The 17,304-nt window shown below is 71.9% G+C and carries 16 protein-coding genes; 4 read left to right on the top strand and 12 right to left on the bottom strand.

Annotated elements, in window-relative coordinates; all coding sequences use genetic code 11:
* Positions 1–76: 76 nt before the first annotated feature.
* Positions 77–1,018: a zinc metalloprotease HtpX gene (gene htpX, locus JTN19_RS16475; protein ID WP_206934835.1), complete on the bottom strand. Its 942-nt coding sequence runs from the start codon at positions 1,016–1,018 to the stop codon at positions 77–79.
* 36 nt (positions 1,019–1,054) lie between these two features.
* On the opposite strand from htpX, the gene JTN19_RS16480 reads away from it, so the two are divergent.
* Positions 1,055–1,243 (top strand): DUF1674 domain-containing protein, encoded by a 189-nt coding sequence (locus tag JTN19_RS16480; RefSeq protein WP_206934838.1) that lies wholly within the window; start codon positions 1,055–1,057, stop codon positions 1,241–1,243.
* 101 nt (positions 1,244–1,344) lie between these two features.
* Here the strand turns inward: JTN19_RS16480 and ychF are convergent, their stop codons facing one another.
* The 8 genes from ychF to JTN19_RS16520 form a co-directional block, all read right to left on the bottom strand.
* Entirely contained in the window at positions 1,345–2,439 is a 1,095-nt protein-coding gene (gene ychF, locus JTN19_RS16485; RefSeq protein ID WP_206934840.1) for a redox-regulated ATPase YchF, read from the bottom strand.
* 28 nt (positions 2,440–2,467) lie between these two features.
* Entirely contained in the window at positions 2,468–2,914 is a 447-nt protein-coding gene (locus tag JTN19_RS16490) for a hypothetical protein (protein ID WP_206934842.1), read from the bottom strand.
* A gap of 1 nt (position 2,915) precedes the next feature.
* Complete coding sequence (gene pth, locus JTN19_RS16495) at positions 2,916–3,491, bottom strand: aminoacyl-tRNA hydrolase (RefSeq protein ID WP_191085779.1); 576 nt, start codon at positions 3,489–3,491, stop codon at positions 2,916–2,918.
* A 15-nt stretch (positions 3,492–3,506) separates the two neighbouring features.
* Positions 3,507–4,190, bottom strand: coding sequence for a 50S ribosomal protein L25/general stress protein Ctc (locus JTN19_RS16500; RefSeq protein WP_206934844.1), 684 nt, complete (start codon positions 4,188–4,190; stop codon positions 3,507–3,509).
* 127 nt (positions 4,191–4,317) lie between these two features.
* Entirely contained in the window at positions 4,318–5,781 is a 1,464-nt protein-coding gene (locus JTN19_RS16505) for a methyl-accepting chemotaxis protein (protein ID WP_242531214.1), read from the bottom strand.
* Between the two features lie 10 nt (positions 5,782–5,791).
* Complete coding sequence (locus JTN19_RS16510; protein WP_206934845.1) at positions 5,792–6,097, bottom strand: hypothetical protein; 306 nt, start codon at positions 6,095–6,097, stop codon at positions 5,792–5,794.
* Between the two features lie 141 nt (positions 6,098–6,238).
* Complete coding sequence (locus JTN19_RS16515) at positions 6,239–7,126, bottom strand: hydroxymethylglutaryl-CoA lyase (protein ID WP_206934847.1); 888 nt, start codon at positions 7,124–7,126, stop codon at positions 6,239–6,241.
* Positions 7,123–8,289: a CaiB/BaiF CoA transferase family protein gene (locus JTN19_RS16520; protein WP_206934849.1), complete on the bottom strand. Its 1,167-nt coding sequence runs from the start codon at positions 8,287–8,289 to the stop codon at positions 7,123–7,125. The genes JTN19_RS16515 and JTN19_RS16520 overlap by 4 nt, the downstream gene beginning before the upstream one ends.
* Before the next feature lie 290 nt (positions 8,290–8,579).
* On the opposite strand from JTN19_RS16520, the gene JTN19_RS16525 reads away from it, so the two are divergent.
* Genes JTN19_RS16525 through JTN19_RS16535 form a run of 3 tightly spaced genes read left to right on the top strand, consistent with a single transcriptional unit; the run spans position 8,580 to position 10,755 of the window.
* Positions 8,580–8,759, top strand: a complete 180-nt coding sequence (locus tag JTN19_RS16525) for a hypothetical protein (RefSeq protein WP_206934851.1) — start codon at positions 8,580–8,582, stop codon at positions 8,757–8,759.
* Positions 8,756–10,111, top strand: coding sequence for an amidase (locus JTN19_RS16530; RefSeq protein WP_206934854.1), 1,356 nt, complete (start codon positions 8,756–8,758; stop codon positions 10,109–10,111). The genes JTN19_RS16525 and JTN19_RS16530 overlap by 4 nt, the downstream gene beginning before the upstream one ends.
* Positions 10,105–10,755: a phosphorylase family protein gene (locus tag JTN19_RS16535; RefSeq protein WP_206934857.1), complete on the top strand. Its 651-nt coding sequence runs from the start codon at positions 10,105–10,107 to the stop codon at positions 10,753–10,755. Before JTN19_RS16530 ends, JTN19_RS16535 begins: the two co-directional genes overlap by 7 nt.
* Here the strand turns inward: JTN19_RS16535 and treY are convergent.
* Genes treY through glgX form a run of 3 tightly spaced genes read right to left on the bottom strand, consistent with a single transcriptional unit; the run spans position 10,722 to position 17,304 of the window.
* Positions 10,722–13,457: a malto-oligosyltrehalose synthase gene (gene treY / locus JTN19_RS16540; RefSeq protein ID WP_206934859.1), complete on the bottom strand. Its 2,736-nt coding sequence runs from the start codon at positions 13,455–13,457 to the stop codon at positions 10,722–10,724. The two genes, JTN19_RS16535 and treY, sit on opposite strands and share 34 nt — an antisense overlap.
* A complete protein-coding gene (gene treZ / locus JTN19_RS16545; protein WP_206934861.1) occupies positions 13,454–15,202 on the bottom strand; it encodes a malto-oligosyltrehalose trehalohydrolase in 1,749 nt (582 codons plus the stop codon). Before treZ ends, treY begins: the two co-directional genes overlap by 4 nt.
* Positions 15,199–17,304 (bottom strand): glycogen debranching protein GlgX, encoded by a 2,106-nt coding sequence (glgX, locus tag JTN19_RS16550; RefSeq protein ID WP_206934863.1) that lies wholly within the window; start codon positions 17,302–17,304, stop codon positions 15,199–15,201. The genes treZ and glgX overlap by 4 nt, the downstream gene beginning before the upstream one ends.

The following is a 17,304-nucleotide window of genomic DNA, read 5'->3' on the forward strand; positions in this document are numbered from 1 at the left end:
CCCGCAAACCATCCGGACAAATCCCACCCTGCCCGACAAAGCGGCAGGGTGTGGCCCATTCAGGGGGCAGGCGGTGTCAGCGCGCCCAGGGGTTCCGCCGCTGCGGCGCCTGGCCCCAGGGCGAACCGCCCACCGAGGCGGGCTTGGCCCAGCCGCCCGGCGCCACGCCCGCACCGCCGCCGCTGCCCCGCATGGCCATGAGGCGCGCGATGCGCTCCTCCGTCGGCGGGTGGGTGGAGAACAGCCCGTCAATGCGGAAGCCCGAGAGCGGGTTGATGATGAACATATGCGCCGTGGCCGGATTGGCCTCCGCCGCTTGGTTCACCCGCCCCTGCTTGTAGCGCTCGAGCTGCGCAAGCCCGTTCGCCAACCAGGCCGGGTCGCCGCAGATGCGCGCGCCTTCCGCGTCGGCCTCGTATTCGCGCGAACGGCTGATGGCCATCTGCACCACCATGGCCGCGATGGGGCCCAGGATCATCAGCAGGATCATCCCGATCAGGCCGAAGGGGCTGCCGCGGCTGTCGCGGTTGCCGCCCATCATGAAGCCGAACTGCGCGAGGAAGCCGATGGCGCCCGCGATGCTGGCCGTCACGGCCATGATCAGCGTGTCACGGTTCTTGATGTGCGCCATCTCGTGCGCGATGACGCCGGCCACCTCCTGCTCGCTCATCATGTTCAGCAGGCCGGTGTTCAGCGCCACCACGCCCTTCTCCGGGCTGCGGCCGGTGGCGAAGGCGTTGGGCTGGTCCTCATGGATGATGTAGAGCGCGGGCATGGGGATGCCGGCCCGCTGCGCCAAGCGCTCGGTCATGGCGTAGAGTTGCGGCGCCTCCTGCGGCGTCACGGGCTGGGCGTTGTGCATCCGCAGCACCATCCCGTCGCTGCCCCACCAGGCGAAGAGGTTCATGCCGCCCGCCACCAGCAGCGCGATCATCGCCCCCGCCTGCCCCCCCACCAGGAAGCCGACCGCCAGAAACAAGGCCGTCATGCCCGCCAGCAGGATGAAGGTCTTCACCATCTTCCGAAACTCCTTCCAAACCCCCAGATCGTGTGCATGAACGCGCCAGACAAGCCGACCGATGCCATCCCAGGTGGCAAACCCCGCACCGCCCCCCCGCTGACCAAGATCGACCGCCCGAAACACCCGCCCGCACGCCCTGAAAGCGAGGATGGCGGCCCCACCGGCCCTGAACCGACCCGCTACAACGACTGGGAACGCAAGGGCCGGGTCAGCGATTTCTGAGGGGCGCCGTGGGGAGGACGCCGTCCTCCCCACACCCCACCTGCCAGAGGCCGAGGGCCTCTGGCAGGGGGTGCGGGGGACAGCGTCCCCCGCGACGCCCCTCAGACGTTGAACCGGAACAGCATCACGTCGCCGTCGCGGACGATGTAGGTCTTGCCTTCCACCCGCATCTTGCCCGCTTCCTTGGCGCCCTGTTCGCCGCCGAGCTTGACGTAGTCCTCGAAGGCGATGGTCTCGGCCGCGATGAAGCCGCGTTCGAAATCGCCATGGATGACGCCGGCGGCCTGGGGTGCGGTCATGCCCTGGGTGATGGTCCAGGCGCGGGTTTCCTTGGGGCCGCAGGTGAAATAGGTGACGAGGCCCAGCAGCTCGTAGCCCGCGCGGATGACGCGATCGAGGCCGCTGTCGTTGAGGCCCAGGGTTTCCAGGAACTCACCGCGATCGGCCTCGGCCATCTGCGCGATCTCGGCCTCGATGGCCGCGGAGACGACGACGGCGCGCGCGCCCTCGGCCTTGGCGCGGGCCATCACCGTCTCGCTGTGCGCGTTGCCGGTGGCGGCGGAGCCCTCCTCGACATTGCAGACATAGAGCACGGGCTTGGTGGTCATGAGGCCCAGGCGGCGTGCGGCCTCCTCCTCGCCCTTGGGGACGGCGGTGCGGGCGGGGCGGCCGGCGGAGAGGGCCGGGATCAGCGCCTCCATCAGCGCCAGCTGCGCGGCCGCTTCCTTGTCATTGCCGCGCGCCTTCTTCTGGAGCTGCGGCACGCGCTTCTCCAGGCTGTCGAGGTCGGCCAGCATGAGCTCTGTCTCGACCGTCTCGGCGTCGCGCAGCGGGTCCACGCTGCCATCCACATGGGTGACGTCGCCATCCTCGAAGCAGCGGAGCACATGGACGATGGCGTCCACCTCCCGGATATTGCCGAGAAACTGGTTGCCCAGCCCCTCCCCGCGCGAGGCGCCGCGGACCAGGCCCGCGATGTCCACGAATTCGAGGCTGGTGGGCACGATCTTCAGGCTCTTGGCGATGGCCGCAAGCTGGCCAAGGCGCGGGTCCGGCACCGCCACGCGGCCCACATTGGGCTCGATGGTGCAGAAGGGATAGTTGGCCGCCTGGGCCGCCACCGTCTGCGTCAGCGCGTTGAAGAGGGTGGATTTGCCCACATTGGGCAGGCCCACGATGCCGCAGTTGAAACCCATGGAATTGGCCTTGGCGGTAAGGGGTGTGTCAGCCGGCGATCGCGGCGGCGAGGTCCTGCACGCGGATGGCCGCGGCGATGCGGGCCGAGGCGTCATCCGTGGGCAGGCTGAGGGCGGCGGCGCGCAGCAGCGGCACCAGCACGGCGGGCGGCAGGCCCACGCGCTTGGTGGCGGCGGCCAGCGCGGCACCGAGTTCGGGCGCCGGCCCGCCAGGCGCGATGATGTCGGCGGCCTCCAGCAGCAGGGCGGCGCGGATTGCGGCCTCCCCGGCCGCGGCCGAGACGGCGCGCAGGCGCCGCACGTCGGAGATGGGGCCGGCCTCGGTCGGCGTGGGCAGGCAGGCGCGTAGCCCGGCGGCCGCCTGCGCCTCGGTGGCCGCGAATTGCCGCAGCGCCTGGGCGATGGCGGCGGCGGCGTTGGCCATGTCCTCGGGACCGGGCCCGCCGAAGAATTCCTCCACGACCATGGGCTCCATGTCAGGGTGTCTCCTGGGTCAGATAGGCCACGCGGGTCATGAATTCCTCTGCCTTGCCGGTGGCGAGCAAGGGGGCCGCATCGGCCAGCGCGTCCAGCAGGGGCTCCACCCAGGTGTCGGCCTTGGCGAAGTTGCCCAGCACATGGCCGGTCACGCGGTCCTTGTGGCCCGGATGGCCGATGCCGAGCCGCACGCGCCCGAAATCGGGCGTGGCCAGCGCCCGCTGCATGTCGCGCAGCCCGTTATGGCCGGCGGTGCCGCCACCCTTCTTCACCCGGACCTTGCCGGGGGCGAGGTCCAGCTCGTCATGCCAGGCCCAGATGTCGGCGGGCGGGATCTTGTGGAAGGCGCAGGCGGCCTGCACCGCCTCGCCGCTCAAATTCATGTAGGTCATGGGCTTGAGCAGCAGCAGGCGTTGCCCGCCCACGCTGCCGTCGCAGACCTCGCCCTTGAACTTGGACCGCCACGGCGCGAAGCCGTGGCGGCGTGCGATGGCGTCGAGCGCCATGAAGCCGATGTTGTGGCGCTGCTTCGCATGTTCGGACCCCGGATTGCCGAGGCCCACCCAAAGCCGCACCACGAACCTCCCGGCTTACTTCTTCTTCGCCGGGGCGGCGGCGGCAGCGGCGGCGGCCGGCTTGGCCGCGCCCTTGCCGCCCTTCTTCGCGGGCTCGGCGGCGGGGGCCGGGGCGGCCACCTCCTCGACCACGGTCGGCGGGGCGATGGTGGCCACCACGAAGTCACGGCCGGTGATCACGGGCTTGGCGTCCGCCTTGTCCATGATGGCGGACCAGCGGATGCTGTCGCCGATCTTGGCCTCGGCCAGGTCAATGTGGAAGGTCTCGGGCACCGCCTCGGGGTCCACCAGCACCTCCACCTCACGCCGCACCAGGTTCAGCACGCCGCCCGCCTTCAGGCCGGGGCAGCTGTCCTCGTGCTTGAACACGACCGGCACCTTGATGCGGATGCGCGCACCCGGCGCCAGGCGCTGGAAATCGATGTGGATGGGGCGGTCGGTCACGGGGTGGAACTGCACCTCGCGCAGCAGGGCCCGCTCGGTCGGGCCGTCCTTCACCACCACGTCATAGACGTGCGACTGCCAGGAGCCCTTGTGCAGCTCCTTCATGATGTCGCGGGGGTCGAAGGCGACCAGCGTGGCCTCCCGCTTCGCCCCATAGACAACGCCGGGGACAAGCCCCTCACGCCGGGTCGCGCGCGCCGCCCCCTTACCGGCACGCCCGCGCGCCTCGGCCTCGATCCGAATGGTCTGGACCATGCCAGAAACTCCTTGCTGCGGGTATGTTTCGCCCCTGTCCGGACAGATGCCCGAACGGAAGCAGGCGGCCTCCAGGGGTGCCGCCCTGGCGGGGGGTGTAGGCGATGCCGGCGCCGCCGGCAAGGTCTCAGGCGGCGCGCAGGCCCTGTGTGGTTTCCTGCAAGGTGTCGCGCAGGATCACGGCCTCGTTCCGCAGGGCGTCGGCCATGCTTTCCAGCTCCGACATGGCCTCGGCCGTGCGCCTCATGCGGTCCACCGCCCGGTTCACCGACGCCGCGGCGGCCTCGGTGCCCTGGGCCACGGTGGCGCTTGCGCCCGCGATCTCGCGCGTGGCCGTGCCCTGCTCCGCCACGGCCGAGGCGATGGTGCCGGCCACCTCGTTCACCTCGCCCACCACCTGGCTGATGGCCTGGATGGCGGCCACGGCGTCACCGGTGGCGGCGCGGATCGCGGCGATCTGCTGGCCGATCTCCTCCGTCGCCTTCGCCGTCTGCCCGGCCAGGTTCTTCACCTCGCTCGCTACGACGGCGAAGCCCTTGCCGGCCTCGCCGGCGCGGGCGGCCTCGATGGTGGCGTTCAGCGCCAGCAGGTTCGTCTGCCCCGCGATGTCGCTGATGAGGCGCAGCACGTCACCGATGCGCTGCGCGCTGTCCGACAGGCCATTGACGATGGCGCCCGTGCTCTCGGTCTGGGCGGCGGCGCGGCCCGCGACCTCACTGGCCTGGGCCACCCGCCGGGTGATCTCGCTGACCGCCGCGGCCAGTTCCTCGGAGGCCGCCGCCACCGTCTGCACCCCGCTCGCGGCTTCGGTCATGGCGCTGCGCGCGGCCTCGGCCTGTTCCGCCGCGGCGTTGGCCTCGCCGCTGATGCGGCGCGCGGCCTCGTCCAGCGCGGCCGATGCCGTGTCCACCTCGCGGGCCACGCCGCCCAGGGCATGCTCCACGCTGTCCGCGGTGGCGGCGCGGGTGCGGCGGCTGGCGGCCTGGGATTCGGCCTCGCTGGCCAGGCGGCGCTGCGCCTCGGCCGCCTCGGCCGCGCGGGCGGCGCGGGCCTCGGCCAGCGCGGCATCGGCCGCGGCCGCCGCGCGCGGCAGGCCACGGACCAGCAGCAACAGCCCGCCCGCCTCCACCAGCAGGATGACGGCATGCAGCAGCACCCGGCCGAGATTGCCGTCCGGCACGCCGAACACGGCCATGGGGGCCAGGTAGCTCAGCACCAGGTGGTGCAGCGCGACGGTGACGGTGGCCACCAGGATCGTCCGCCAGTCGCAATAGCCGGCCAGCAGCGCGAGGCCCGCGAAATACGCCATGTGCGCATCCAGGGTCCAGGCGGCGGGCGCCAGCCAGACCTGGAAGGAGATGGCCGCCATCAGCGCCACCGCCATGATCTGCCCGGCCACCGGGCTGCCCGCGCCCCGCCGTGCCGCGAGGCCCGCGGCCAGGGCCAGCAGCACCACGCCGAGCGTGCCAAGGAGTAGATCCTCGCCGGACGCGCCCGAGGAAAGCCCCACCAGGGGCGTCAGCAGGACCATCCCCGCCATGAGGCACAGGAGGAAGCGGCCCGTCTGGGCGCGGAAATGCGTGAGATCCATGTTGAGGCCCCTAGAGGCACCCGCCCGAACGGGTGGAGTTGATGGCCAGCCAGCCGCCCGTCTGCCGCAGCAGCGCGAGCGGGCTGGCCTGCGGGTCATCGGGCTGGAGGTGGAGAAGGCGAAGCGGGCCCAGGTCACGCCAGCCGGTCACGCGCCAGCCGACAACGCCCGGCACGGAGGGCGACGCGGCCGCGGGGAGCGTCAGGAGAACCGGCTGTCCCGCGCGCGGCCACAAGATGGCCAGGAGCAGGAACACACAGCTGGCCCCGAGCAGGGCCAGGACGGAGATGTGGCTGGAAGCTTCCTGGTCCCGCATGGCGCGAGATATGCCAGGAAGTCTTGAAGATTTCGTTTCGGCCGGGCCGCGTCGCCCTGCCCGTCAGGCGGCGCGCGCCTCAGGCAAGGCTCGACCCGCGCGCCCCAGGCACGGCTCTATCCGCGCGCCCCAGGCACGGCTCTACCCGCGCGCCCCCGGCACGCCGCGCACCCGCCCGCCCGGCATGGCGCCCGGGATGGCGGCGGCCATATCGGCCGCTTCCAGCAGCTTCGGCCAGTTCAGCCCGGTCGAGACACCCATGCGCTCGAACATCCAGGCGGCATCCTCCATGGCGGTGTTGCCCGTCGCACCCGGCGCATAGGGGCAGCCGCCGATCCCGCCCGAGCCCGCGTCGAACACCCGGCACCCCGCCTCCCAGGCGGCCAGCATGTTGGCGAGCCCCAGCCCGTAGGTGTCATGCCCGTGGAAGGCGAAGCGGTTGCCCCAGCTCTCGATCGCGTGGGTAAAGACGCGGCGCACCTGGTCCGGCGCCGCATTGCCGGTGGTGTCGGCGATGGCCACCTCCATGTCGGCGTCCAGCGCCTGGGCGCGTTCGATCCAGTCCAGCGCCTCGCTCTCCGGCACCACGCCTTCGAAGGGGCAGTGGAAGGAACAGGAGAGGTTGAACCGGATCTTCGTGCCCTTCGGCGTCTCCTGCACCAGCTTGGCGAGTTCCGCGAAGCTCTCCATGCGGGTGCGGTTGAGGTTCGCCTTGTTGTGGCTCTCCGTCACCGACATGAAGAAGCCGAGGCGATCGGCGCCGGCCTGCACCGCGGTGTCGAAGCCGCGCCGGTTGGGCACCAGCACCGTGCATTCCAGCCCGTCGAGCTGCTTGGCCGCCTTCAGCACCTCGCCCGTATCGGCCATCTGCGGGATGGCCTTGGGGCTGACGAAGCTGCCCACCTCCATGCGCGTGACGCCGGCCGCGTGCAGGGCGCGCACCAGCGCCACCTTGGTCTCGGTCGGCACCCATTCCTTGATGGGCTGCAGCCCGTCGCGCGGGGAGACTTCGGAGAGGGTGACGTTCATCGGGCTTCTCCCAGCAATTCGTGGAACACATGGTCATTGTCCGCGCCCGCCGCGCGGCCGGGCCAGCGGATCATCTCGGCGGGGGCGATGCCGTCGAAGCGGAAGGGAGGTGCCGGGTGCAGCACCTCGCCCAGCAGCGGGTCGGCCACCTTCTGCACCATGCCGCGCGCGAGGAAATGCGGGTCGGTCGCGCAATCCGCGATGTCATAGAGGCGCGAGCACGGCACCTCCGCCCCTTCCAGCAGCGCCTCGGCCTCCTTGGCGGGCAGGGTGCGCGTCCAGTCGGCGATGGCGGCGTCCAGCTCCGCCGCGTGTTCGCAGCGGCCGCCATTGGTCGCCATGCGCGGGTCGGCGGCCAGGTCCGGCCGGCCGATCAGCGCCATCAATCGCGCGAAGATCAAATCCGAATTGCCGGCGACGCACAGCCATTTCCCATCCGCGCAGGGATAGGTGTTGGTGGGCGCGGCGGTCGGGATGGCCGCGCCGGCGGGCTGGCGCACCCAGCCGAAGAGGCCGTGCTCGGGCAGCATGCCCTCCATCAGCGAGAACACCGAGGACACCAAGTCCAGGTCCAGCACCTTGCCCGCATTGTTCCCCCGCTCCCGCCCCCAGCAGGCGGAAGCGATGGCGAGCGCCGCATACATCCCCGCCAGGTCATCGCTGATGGAGACGCCGCAGCGTGGCGGCGGATACTCGCTCTGGCCCGGATTGGCCGTCAGGTGCCGCAGGCCCCCCATCGCCTCGCCGATGGCGCCGAAGGCGGGCTTGTCGCGATAGGGCCCGTCCTGCCCGTAGCCACTGATCCGCGCGATGATGAGGTTGGGGTTCTCCGCATGCAGCGCGGCGGGGCCGAGGCCGATGCGCTCCAGGTAGCCCGGGCGGAAATTCTCCACCACCGCATCGGCCCGCGCGCACAGCGCCTTCACGCGGCGCTTCCCTTCCTCGCTCTTCAGGTCGAGCGTGACCGAGAGCTTGTTGCGCCCATGCACGCTGAACCACACGGAATGCCCGTTATGCTTGGCGCCCCAGCCGCGGAAGGGGTCGCCGCCGGGCGGTTCCACCTTGATGACCTCGGCGCCCAGGTCGGCCAGCAGCCGCGTGCAGAAGGGGGCGGCGATGTAGTGCCCGAGTTCCACCACCTTGAGGCCCGTGAGCGGCAGCATCCGTCATCCTTCCCAGATCAGCCCCCCGGCATAGACCCGGTGGCCGCCCGCGACAATTCGTGCGGTGCCGGCAACACTTCCGTAACGCGCCCTCCCCACATTGCGGCATGGGATGTGTTCTCCCCCCGAGCACACCCGTCTCTCCCGGACCTCCCGGGGCGGCGCCTCGCCGCCAGGGAGCCCAACTTCAGGGGGCGGTCGCGCCATCTCCCCCCCGAATGCGGCCGCCCCCTGCTTTTCGCCCCCTCCCGCTTGGCCCAAGCTGTGCCCGGACAGCAGGGGTGCCCGCCATGACCGATGAAGAGATCGCCGCCCTCGTGAAGGCCGCGGGGCTGGAGGACACCGCCGCGCGCTACCCGGCCGATGTGCGGGCGGCGCTGGCGCAGCTGGCGCGCCACAAGGGGCAGCTGCCCCGCAGCAGCGACCCCACGCTGGAACCCACGCCTGCCTACGTGGCGCCCCGTCCATGAGCCCGCATCTTCTCACCCTCGCCGAGGCCGCCGCCCTCATCGCCGCCCGCAAGCTCTCGCCGGTTGAGCTGCTGGAGGATTGCCTGGCGCGCATCGCCGCCGTGCAGCCGCGGCTCGACGCCTTCATCCGGATGAACGTCGCCGAAGCCGAGGAAGCGGCGCGCGAGGCCGAGGCCGAGATCACCCGCCACGGCCCGCGCTCACCCCTGCACGGCATCCCGGTGGGGCTGAAGGACATCATTGACCTCAAGGGCCACCCCACCACCTGCCATTCGAAGCAGCGGCTGGACCATATGGCGGAGGCGGATGCGGCGGTGGTGGCGCGGCTGCGCGCGGCGGGCGCGGTGTTCCCGGGCAAGCTCGCCACGCATGAATTCGCCATCGGCGGCCCGGCCTTCGACCTGCCCTTCCCGCCCGCCCGCAACCCGTGGAACAGGGCGCATCATCCGGGCGGCTCCTCCTCCGGCTCGGGGGCGGCGGTGGCGGCGCGCATGGTGCCGGCGGCGCTGGGCACGGACACCGGCGGCTCGGTGCGGCACCCGGCCAGCCATTGCGGCATCGTGGGCCTCAAGCCCACCTATGAGCTGGTGCCGCGCGCGGGCGTGTTCCCGCTGGCCTTCTCGCTGGACCATGTGGGGCCGCTGACGCGCACGGTGCGCGACGCGGCGCTGATGCTGAACGTGATGGCCGATGGCGGGCAGGACTACACGCGCGGCCTGACGGATGGGCTGCGCGGCCTGCGCATCGGCTATGTCCGGCACTTCCACGAGAAGGACCAGCCGGCCTCGGCCGAGATGGCGGCCGCGCTGGACGAGGCCGCGCGCCTGCTGGCGGCCGAGGGCGCCATCGTCATGGACGTGACCCTGCCGAGCCTCGACGAGTTCTCCGCCGTCAACCGCACCATCCTGGCCGCTGAGAGCAGCGTGGTCCATGAGGAATGGCTCAAGACCCGCCCGCAGGACTACGCGGCGGTGACGCGCCGCCGCCTGCTGCCGGGCCTGTTCCTGCCGGCGGTGGACTATATGCACGCCGCCCGCCGCCGCACGCAGTTGCTGGCCCGGGTGAACGAGGTCTTCGCGGACGTGGACCTGCTGCTGACCGCGAGCAGCATGGACGAGGCCGCCCTCATTGACGACGAGCCGGAGGTGGAGCGCACCTATCCCCGCCAGGCCCGCACCCCCTTCAACGTGACCGGCCAGCCCGCCATCACGCTGATGAGCGGATTGTCCTCGAAAGGCCTGCCGCTCTCGCTGCAACTGGCCGCGCCCGCCCATGCGGAGGCGCTGCTGCTGCGCGCCGCCCACGGCTATGAACGCGCGGCCCCCTGGAAGGACTACGCGCCCCCTTGCTGATCCCGGAAGGTGCCGTCGTCGCGGTGGGGCTGGCCAGCGAGGCCGCGCTGCTGCCCGCCGGCACGCGCGTGCTGGTCTCGGGCGGGGATGCAGGGCGGCTGGCCACGATGCTTGACGCGCTGCCCGACGATGTGACCTGCGTGCTCTCCTTTGGCATCGCAGGCGGCTTGGCGCCCGGCGTCCGCACCGGCGACGTGCTGCTGGCCGGCACGCTGCACGCGGGCCGGACCTTCGCGCCAGACGCGGCGTGGACGACGGCGCTGGCCGCCCGCACCCGGGCGCGCGTGGTGCCGCTCGCGGCCAGCGATACCCTCCTCGCCGATGCCGAAGCCAAGCGCGCCCTGCACGCGGCCACGGGTGCGGAGGCCGTGGACATGGAAAGCGGGGCGGTGGCCCGCTTCGCCACGGCGCGCGGCCTGCCCTTCGCCGTGCTGCGCGCCGTGGCCGATGGACCGGAGGAAGCCCTGCCCCGCGCCGCCCGCAAGGCGTTGACGCCCGATGGCCGCCCCGCGCTGGGCCCCGTGCTGGCCGGGTTGGCCCGCCGGCCCTGGGAATTGCCCGCCCTGATCCGCCTGGGCCGCGCCAGCGCGCGGGCCCATGCGGCGCTCGCTCATTCCATCTCGAGCAGCGCCACGGGAAGCTGAGACAGGGCTTCGTTCAGCCGCAGGCGTCCGCCGCGGGCGCGCAAGGTCTGGCCCGTCAGCACGTCCCGCCAGGTCGCGGCGGCCAGGCGCGCGGGCAGGACGAGATGCGTCTCTGTCCAGGCCGCCCCCGGCACCAGCGGCGCCTCGGCCGCGCCCAGCAGCGCCGCCGGCAGTCGCGTGGTGATGGCCAGCACCGTGCCCGTGCGGTGCGGGCGCGCGAAGGCCAGGGCGTGCTGCGCGGCGGGGCCCTCGGCCTGGAGCGCCAGGTGGTCGCCCGCCGCGAAGACCTCCGGCCGCGCGCGGCGCAGCTCCAGGGCGCGGGCGATGATGGCCTGCTTCACCCTGCCATCACGCCAATGACCCAGCAGCTCGGCTGGCGGCACGCCCTGCTCCAGCGCGGACATGCGTGCGGAAAAATCCACCGGGCGGCGGTTGTCGGGGTCCACCAGGGAGAAATCCCAGAACTCCGTGCCCTGGTAGAGATCCGGGATGCCCGGCGCCGTGCAGCGCAGCAGCGCCTGCGCCAGCCCATTCACCGCGCCGGCCGGGGCAAGGCGCATGGCGAAGCCCGCCACCTCCTCGCGCCAGCGGCTGGCGCGGTCGGCGGCCAGCGCCGTGTGCAGGAAATCCTGGCAGGCGGCTTCGTAATCCGCGTTCTCCACCGCCCATTCCGTGCGGCGCTTGGCCTCGCGCAGGGCCTTGCGTTGCCAGTCCGCCACGCGCGTGGCGAAGGCGGCGACACCCGCCTCATCCTCCGGCGACAGTTCGAGCGGCCAGGCGCCCACCAGCATCTGGTAGAGCATGAGCTGGGCGCTCATCCCCGGCGCCGGGCCGTCGGGCAGGTCGCGGCGCAGCGGCGCGTTGAGCCGCGTCCAGCGGTCCACCGCCGCCTCCCACTCGCCCGGGATTTCGGACAGCACCGCGAGCCGCGCGCGCGTGTCCTCGCCGCGCTTGTGGTCATGGGTGGCGGTGGCGAGCATGGCGCCCGGGAAACGCTTGGCGCGCGTGCGCGCCGTGCCATGGAAGGCGGCGGGCGAGACGGCGAAGCGCCCCGGCTCGGAGCCCACCTCGTTGCGCGAGAGCATGCGGCCATAGCGGTAGAAGGCCGTGTCCTCCACGCTCTTCGCCGCCACGGGCGCCGAGAGCTGCTGGAAGCGCACCGCCGCCACCAGCCTCTCGCGCCGCTGCGCGGGGGGCAGGCTGCGCGGCGGCTCGCCGCCCAGCCAATCATCGAGCAGCGGCAGCAGGTGGCGGCTGGTGGGGCGCAAGGTGCGCCGCGCGCCGGCGATGGCCCAGTCCAGGATGCGCCGGTCCTCCTCGCTGCGCCCGCCCTTCGAGATGTAGAGGCGATAGAGCGGAAAATGCACCAGCACCTCGGCCAGCGCACGCCGCAGCGCGGTCAGCGAATGATCGCGCGTGGCGATGTCCTGGTTGGCCACGCGCTTCAGCGCCGCCGCCGTGGCGTTGAGCTCGGAGGCCAGGTTGTCGCGCAGGATCTGGCGGCGGGCTTCCTGCGCCTCCTCCTCGAAATGGGCGGGGCGGCCGGTGCGCTCGGTCCAGATCCGGGTCAGCGGCTCCTCGCCCGCCGGGTCGTGCAGCAGGCCGCCCACCTCGTCCATGAAGTCGTAGCCGGTGGTGCCCTGCACCTGCCAGTCGGGGCGCAGCGCCTCGAAGGGGGCGAGGATCTTCTCCACCCAGATCAGCGGCTCCTGCCCGGGCCTGAGCGTCTGCATGCGGCGGTAGAGCTTGCGGCAATAGGCGCGTGGATCGGCCAGCCCGTCCACATGGTCTATGCGCAGCCCGTCAATGGCGCCCTCGGCATAGAGGCGCAGCACGAGTTCATGCGTGGCGTCGAACACCGCCGGGTCCTCGGCGCGCAGCCCGGCCAGCGAGGTGATGTCGAAGAAGCGGCGCCAGTTGATCTCATCCGCCGCCGCGCGCCACCAGGCCAGGCGGTAGTGCTGGCGTTCCAGCAGCGCGTGCAGGGCGGCGCGGCCTTCCTCGGTGGTCGGATCATGCGCGCCCAGCACCATGGCGATGAGCGCCTCGCCCTCCGGCGTGGCGGCGTGCTCGGCCAGCGCCAGGTGCGCGGCCTGCGCCGCCGCGCGGCTCGAGGGGCGCAGCGCCGCGAAGGCCGCGGCCGGGCCCTGGCCGCGCAGCAGCGCCGCGTGGTGCGGGGCCGCGATGGGGAAGCGGTGTTCGAAATACTGGGCGTGGAACTTGCCCAGCGCCGCATCGAAATGCAGGCGCAGGTCGCCCGAGGCCAGGGCCTCGCCATAGGGCGCGCCCAGGAACGGCGCCAGCAGCTTGTGGCGCAGGGCGGGGTCGGGGGGCTCCCAGTCAATGTCGAAGAAGCTGGCATAGGGGCTGTGGCGGCCCCACTCCAGCACATCCAGCCACCAGGCGTTGTCGGCACCGCCCACGCCCATGTGGTTGGGCACGATGTCGAGGATGAGGCCCAGCCCTTCCGCCTTCAACGCGGCAACCAGGCGGAGCAACGCCTCCTCGCCGCCCAGCTCCGGGTTGATGGCGCCATGGTCCACGATGTCATAGCCATGGGTGGAGCCCGGCCGCGCCTTCAGGATGGGCGAGGCATAGAGATGGCTGATGCCCAGCCGCGCGAGATAGGGCACCAGTGGCACCGCGTCATCCAGCGTGAAGCCCGCATGGAATTGCAGCCGGGCGGTGGCGCGCGGCATCATGAGCCGAGCAGCGCCACGGTGGTGCGCGCGGGAAGCGTGCCGGCGGCGAGCGCGGCGGCGGCCCCCTCGCGCCCTTCGAACAGCAGCGCGCCCCGCGCCGTGCAGGCGGCGGGCGCCTCTCCCAGATTGCAGGCCAGAGTCAGTTCCTCCTGGTTGGACAGGCGCCAACGCGCCAGCACGGCCTTCTCGCCCACCGCCTCGGCACCCAGCGCCACCGCGCCGGGCAGATGCGGGATGATGCGCGCGTGGCGGAGCGCGAGCATCTGCGTGTAGAGGGCCAGCACCGTCGCATGGGGCTCGCGCGCGGCCTCCTCCACATCCGGGATGGAGGCGGTGAAGGTCGTGGCCTCGTTCGGGTCGGGGATGCGGGCGCGCATGGCGGGGTCGGCGAAGGCGGCGAAGCGCGCGAATTCCCGACGGCGCCCCTCGCGCACCAGCGGCGCCAGCTCCGCATTGTGGTCGGTGAAGAACAGGAAGGGGGCCGTGGCCCCCCATTCCTCGCCCATGAAGAGCAAAGGGATTTGCGGGCAGAGCAGCAGCAGCGCGGTGGCCGCCGCCAGCGCGTCGGGGTCGGCCAAGGCGGGCAGCCTTTCGCCGAAGGCCCGGTTGCCCACCTGGTCATGGTTCTGCAGGAAGAGCACGAAGGCGGTGGGCGGCAGGTGCGCCGAGGGCTCCCCCCGCGGCGCGCCCAGATGGGCGGAATGCTGCCCCTGGAAGAGAAAGCCCTGCCCCAGCACGGTGGCGAGCTTGGCCGCGCCATCCTCCGCGAAGTCCTCGTAATAGCCCTCGCGCTCGCCGGTCAGCAGCGGGTGCAGGATGTTGTGGCCGTCATCATTCCACTGCGCGTCGAAGGGTCCATCGGGCGCCAGGTGCCGCGCGGCGTTGTGCTCGTTCTCCAGCACCAGGTGGATGTGGCGGCCGGGAAGCTCCGCACGGATGCGGCGGGCCAGGTGGTCCAGCCAATCGGGGTCCGGGATGGCGTGGACGGCATCGAGGCGCAGCCCGTCGAAGCGGTAGTCGCGCAGCCAATGCAACGCGCATTCCTCGAAATAGGCGCGCACCGCGGATTCGGCGAAGTTGATGGCCGCACCCCAGGGGGTGTGCACGCCCTCGTCGAAGAAGCGCTTCGCATAGGCGTGCAGATAGGCGCCATCCGGCCCGAAATGGTTGAACACCACGTCGAGCAAGACCATCAGCCCCTCGCCATGCGCCGCGTCCACCAGCGCCTGCAATTCCTGCGGCGCGCCCAGCGCCGCATGCGGCGCGAAGGGCAGCACGCCGTCATAGCCCCAGCCGCGCGCGCCCGGCGCCTCCGCCACGGGCATGAGCTCGATGGCGGTGACACCCAGCGCCTTCAACCTCGGCAGGGCCTCGCGCACGCCGCCGAAGCCGCCCATGGCGCCGGCATGGACTTCATAGATCACGGCCTCATGCCAGGGCCGGCCGCGCCAGTCGGCGTGGCGCCAGGGATAAGCGGCAAGGTCGGTCAGCACCGAGGCCCCATGCACCCCGCCCGCCTGGGCGCGCGAAGCCGGGTCTGGCACGACGAGCCCGGGCGCCACGCGGAAGCGATAGCGCGCCCCCTCGCCCACCGGCGCGTCCAGCGTGAACCATCCCTGACCCTGCGCCGCCATGGGAATGGGGGCGCGGCCCTCCACCTCCAGCAGCACCGCATCGCTGTCGGGCGCCCAGAGGCGGAAGCGGGTGCCGCCGGCCCGCGAGACCGGCCCCCAGAGCGTGGTCATGCGGGCGGCAGCCGTGTCGCCATCAGGACCACCGAATGCGCCGCCACCAGCACGGAGCGCCCCGCCGCCGGATGTTCGGCCAGGTCCGGATGGGCGCTGTCCAGCATCATGGTCCAGTCCATCCCGGGCTCGGGCAGGGTGAAGCGGTGGCCGTCGGAATCCGCGTTCAGCAGCAGCAGCACCGCATCCACATGGCCCTCCGGCGCCACCACCGCCCGGCGCAGGATCAGCGTGCGCGCCTCCGGTTCGGCCCAGGCCTCGGGCGTCATGCCCTGGCCGTGCTGGTCGAACCAGCCGATGGCGGACAGGCCGGGGCGCGGTTCCGCCTCGCCATGCTCGTAGACGGCCGGTCGCAGCGGCGGCAATTGCTGGCGCAGGCCAGCGAGGCGCGCGGTGAATCGCTGGAGGGATTGCGCCTCCTCCGTCTCCGCGTGTTCCCAGTCGAACCAGGAGATGTCGTTGTCCTGGCAATAGGCGTTGTTGTTGCCGCCCTGGCTGCGCGCCATCTCGTCGCCGCCCAGCAGCATGGGCGTTCCGGCCGAGGCAAACAGCGTGGCCAGCATGGCGCGGGCCACGCGGGCACGGGTCGCGCGGATGCCCGCATCCTCCGTCTCGCCCTCATGGCCCCAGTTGCGGCTGTGGTTGTCGGAATGGCCGTCGCGGTTGTCCTCGCCATTGGCCTCGTTGTGGCGCTGCTCATAGGCCGTGAGGTCGTAGAGGGTGTAGCCGTCATGGCTCGCCAGGAAGTTGACGCTGGCCCAGGGGCGACGGCGGCGCTTGTCGAAGAGTTCGGCGGACCCCGTCAGGCGCGCGGCCAGGTCGCTCCGCATGCCGGAATCACCCCGCCAGAAGCGGCGCACGCCGTCACGGTAGCGGTCATTCCATTCCGCGAAGCCGGGCGGGTGGTTGCCCACCTGGTAGCCGCCCGGCCCGATGTCCCAGGGTTCCGAAATCAGCTTCACCCGCGCCAGCACGGGGTCCTGGCGGATGGCGTCGAAGAAGCCGCTGCCCGGGTCGAAGCCATGCGCCTCGCGCCCGAGTATGGTGCCGAGGTCGAAGCGGAAGCCGTCGATGTGGAAGTGCTGCACCCAGTAGCGCAGGCTGTCCATCACCATCTGCAGCACGCGCGGATGGCTGATGTTCAGCGTGTTGCCCGTGCCCGTGTCGTTGATGAGGTGGCGCGGGTTGTCGGGCAGGAGCCGGTAGTAGGACGCGTTGTCGAGGCCGCGCCAGGAGAGCGTGGGGCCGAGTTCGCTGCCCTCGCAGGTGTGGTTGTACACCACATCCAGGATCACCTCGATGCCCGCCGCGTGCAGGCGGCGGACGGCCACCTTCAGCTCGTTCCGCATCCAGGGCTCGATGAGGTAGCGCGGCTCGGGCGCGAAGAAGGACAGGGTGGAATAGCCCCAGTAGTTCCGCAGCCCCTTCTCCACCAGGAAGCGGTCCTGCAGGAAGGCATGGATGGGCAGCAGTTCCACCGCCGTCACGCCGATGCGCTTCAGGTGCTCGATCATGCCCGGATCGGCCAGCGCGGCGAAGGTGCCGCGCTCCCGCGGGGCAATGTCTTCGCGCAGCTTGGTCAGGCCGCGGACATGCGCCTCGTAGATGACCGTGCGGTCCCACGGGATCTCGGGCGGGCGGTCGTCGCCCCAGTGGAAGCTTTCATCCACCACCACACCCTTGGGCATGGCGGGCGCGCTGTCGCGCCGGTCGAAGGTGAGGTCGCCACGGCCCGCGCCGAGGCGGTAGCCGAACAGCGCATCGGACCAGCGCACCTCGCCCGAGAGCTGCCGCGCATAGGGGTCGAGCAGCAGCTTGTTGGGGTTGAAGCGGTGGCCATGGCGCGGGTCGTAGGGACCATGCGCGCGGTAGCCGTAGAGCATGCCCGGGCGTGCCTCGGGCAGGTAGCCGTGCCACACCTCGTCGGTGCATTCGGGCAGGGGCAGGCGGGCGATCTCGCGGCGGCCCGCCGGGTCGAAGAGGCACAGGTCAATGCGCTCGGCATGCGCCGAGAACACCGCGAAATTCACGCCGAGCCCATCCCAATGGGCGCCGAGCGGGTCCGCGCGGCCAGGCAGCAGCCGGTCCGGAAGGGGGGCCAT

Source organism: Roseococcus thiosulfatophilus (assembly GCF_017311575.1).
GTDB classification, from domain to species: Bacteria; Pseudomonadota; Alphaproteobacteria; order Acetobacterales; family Acetobacteraceae; genus Roseococcus; species Roseococcus thiosulfatophilus.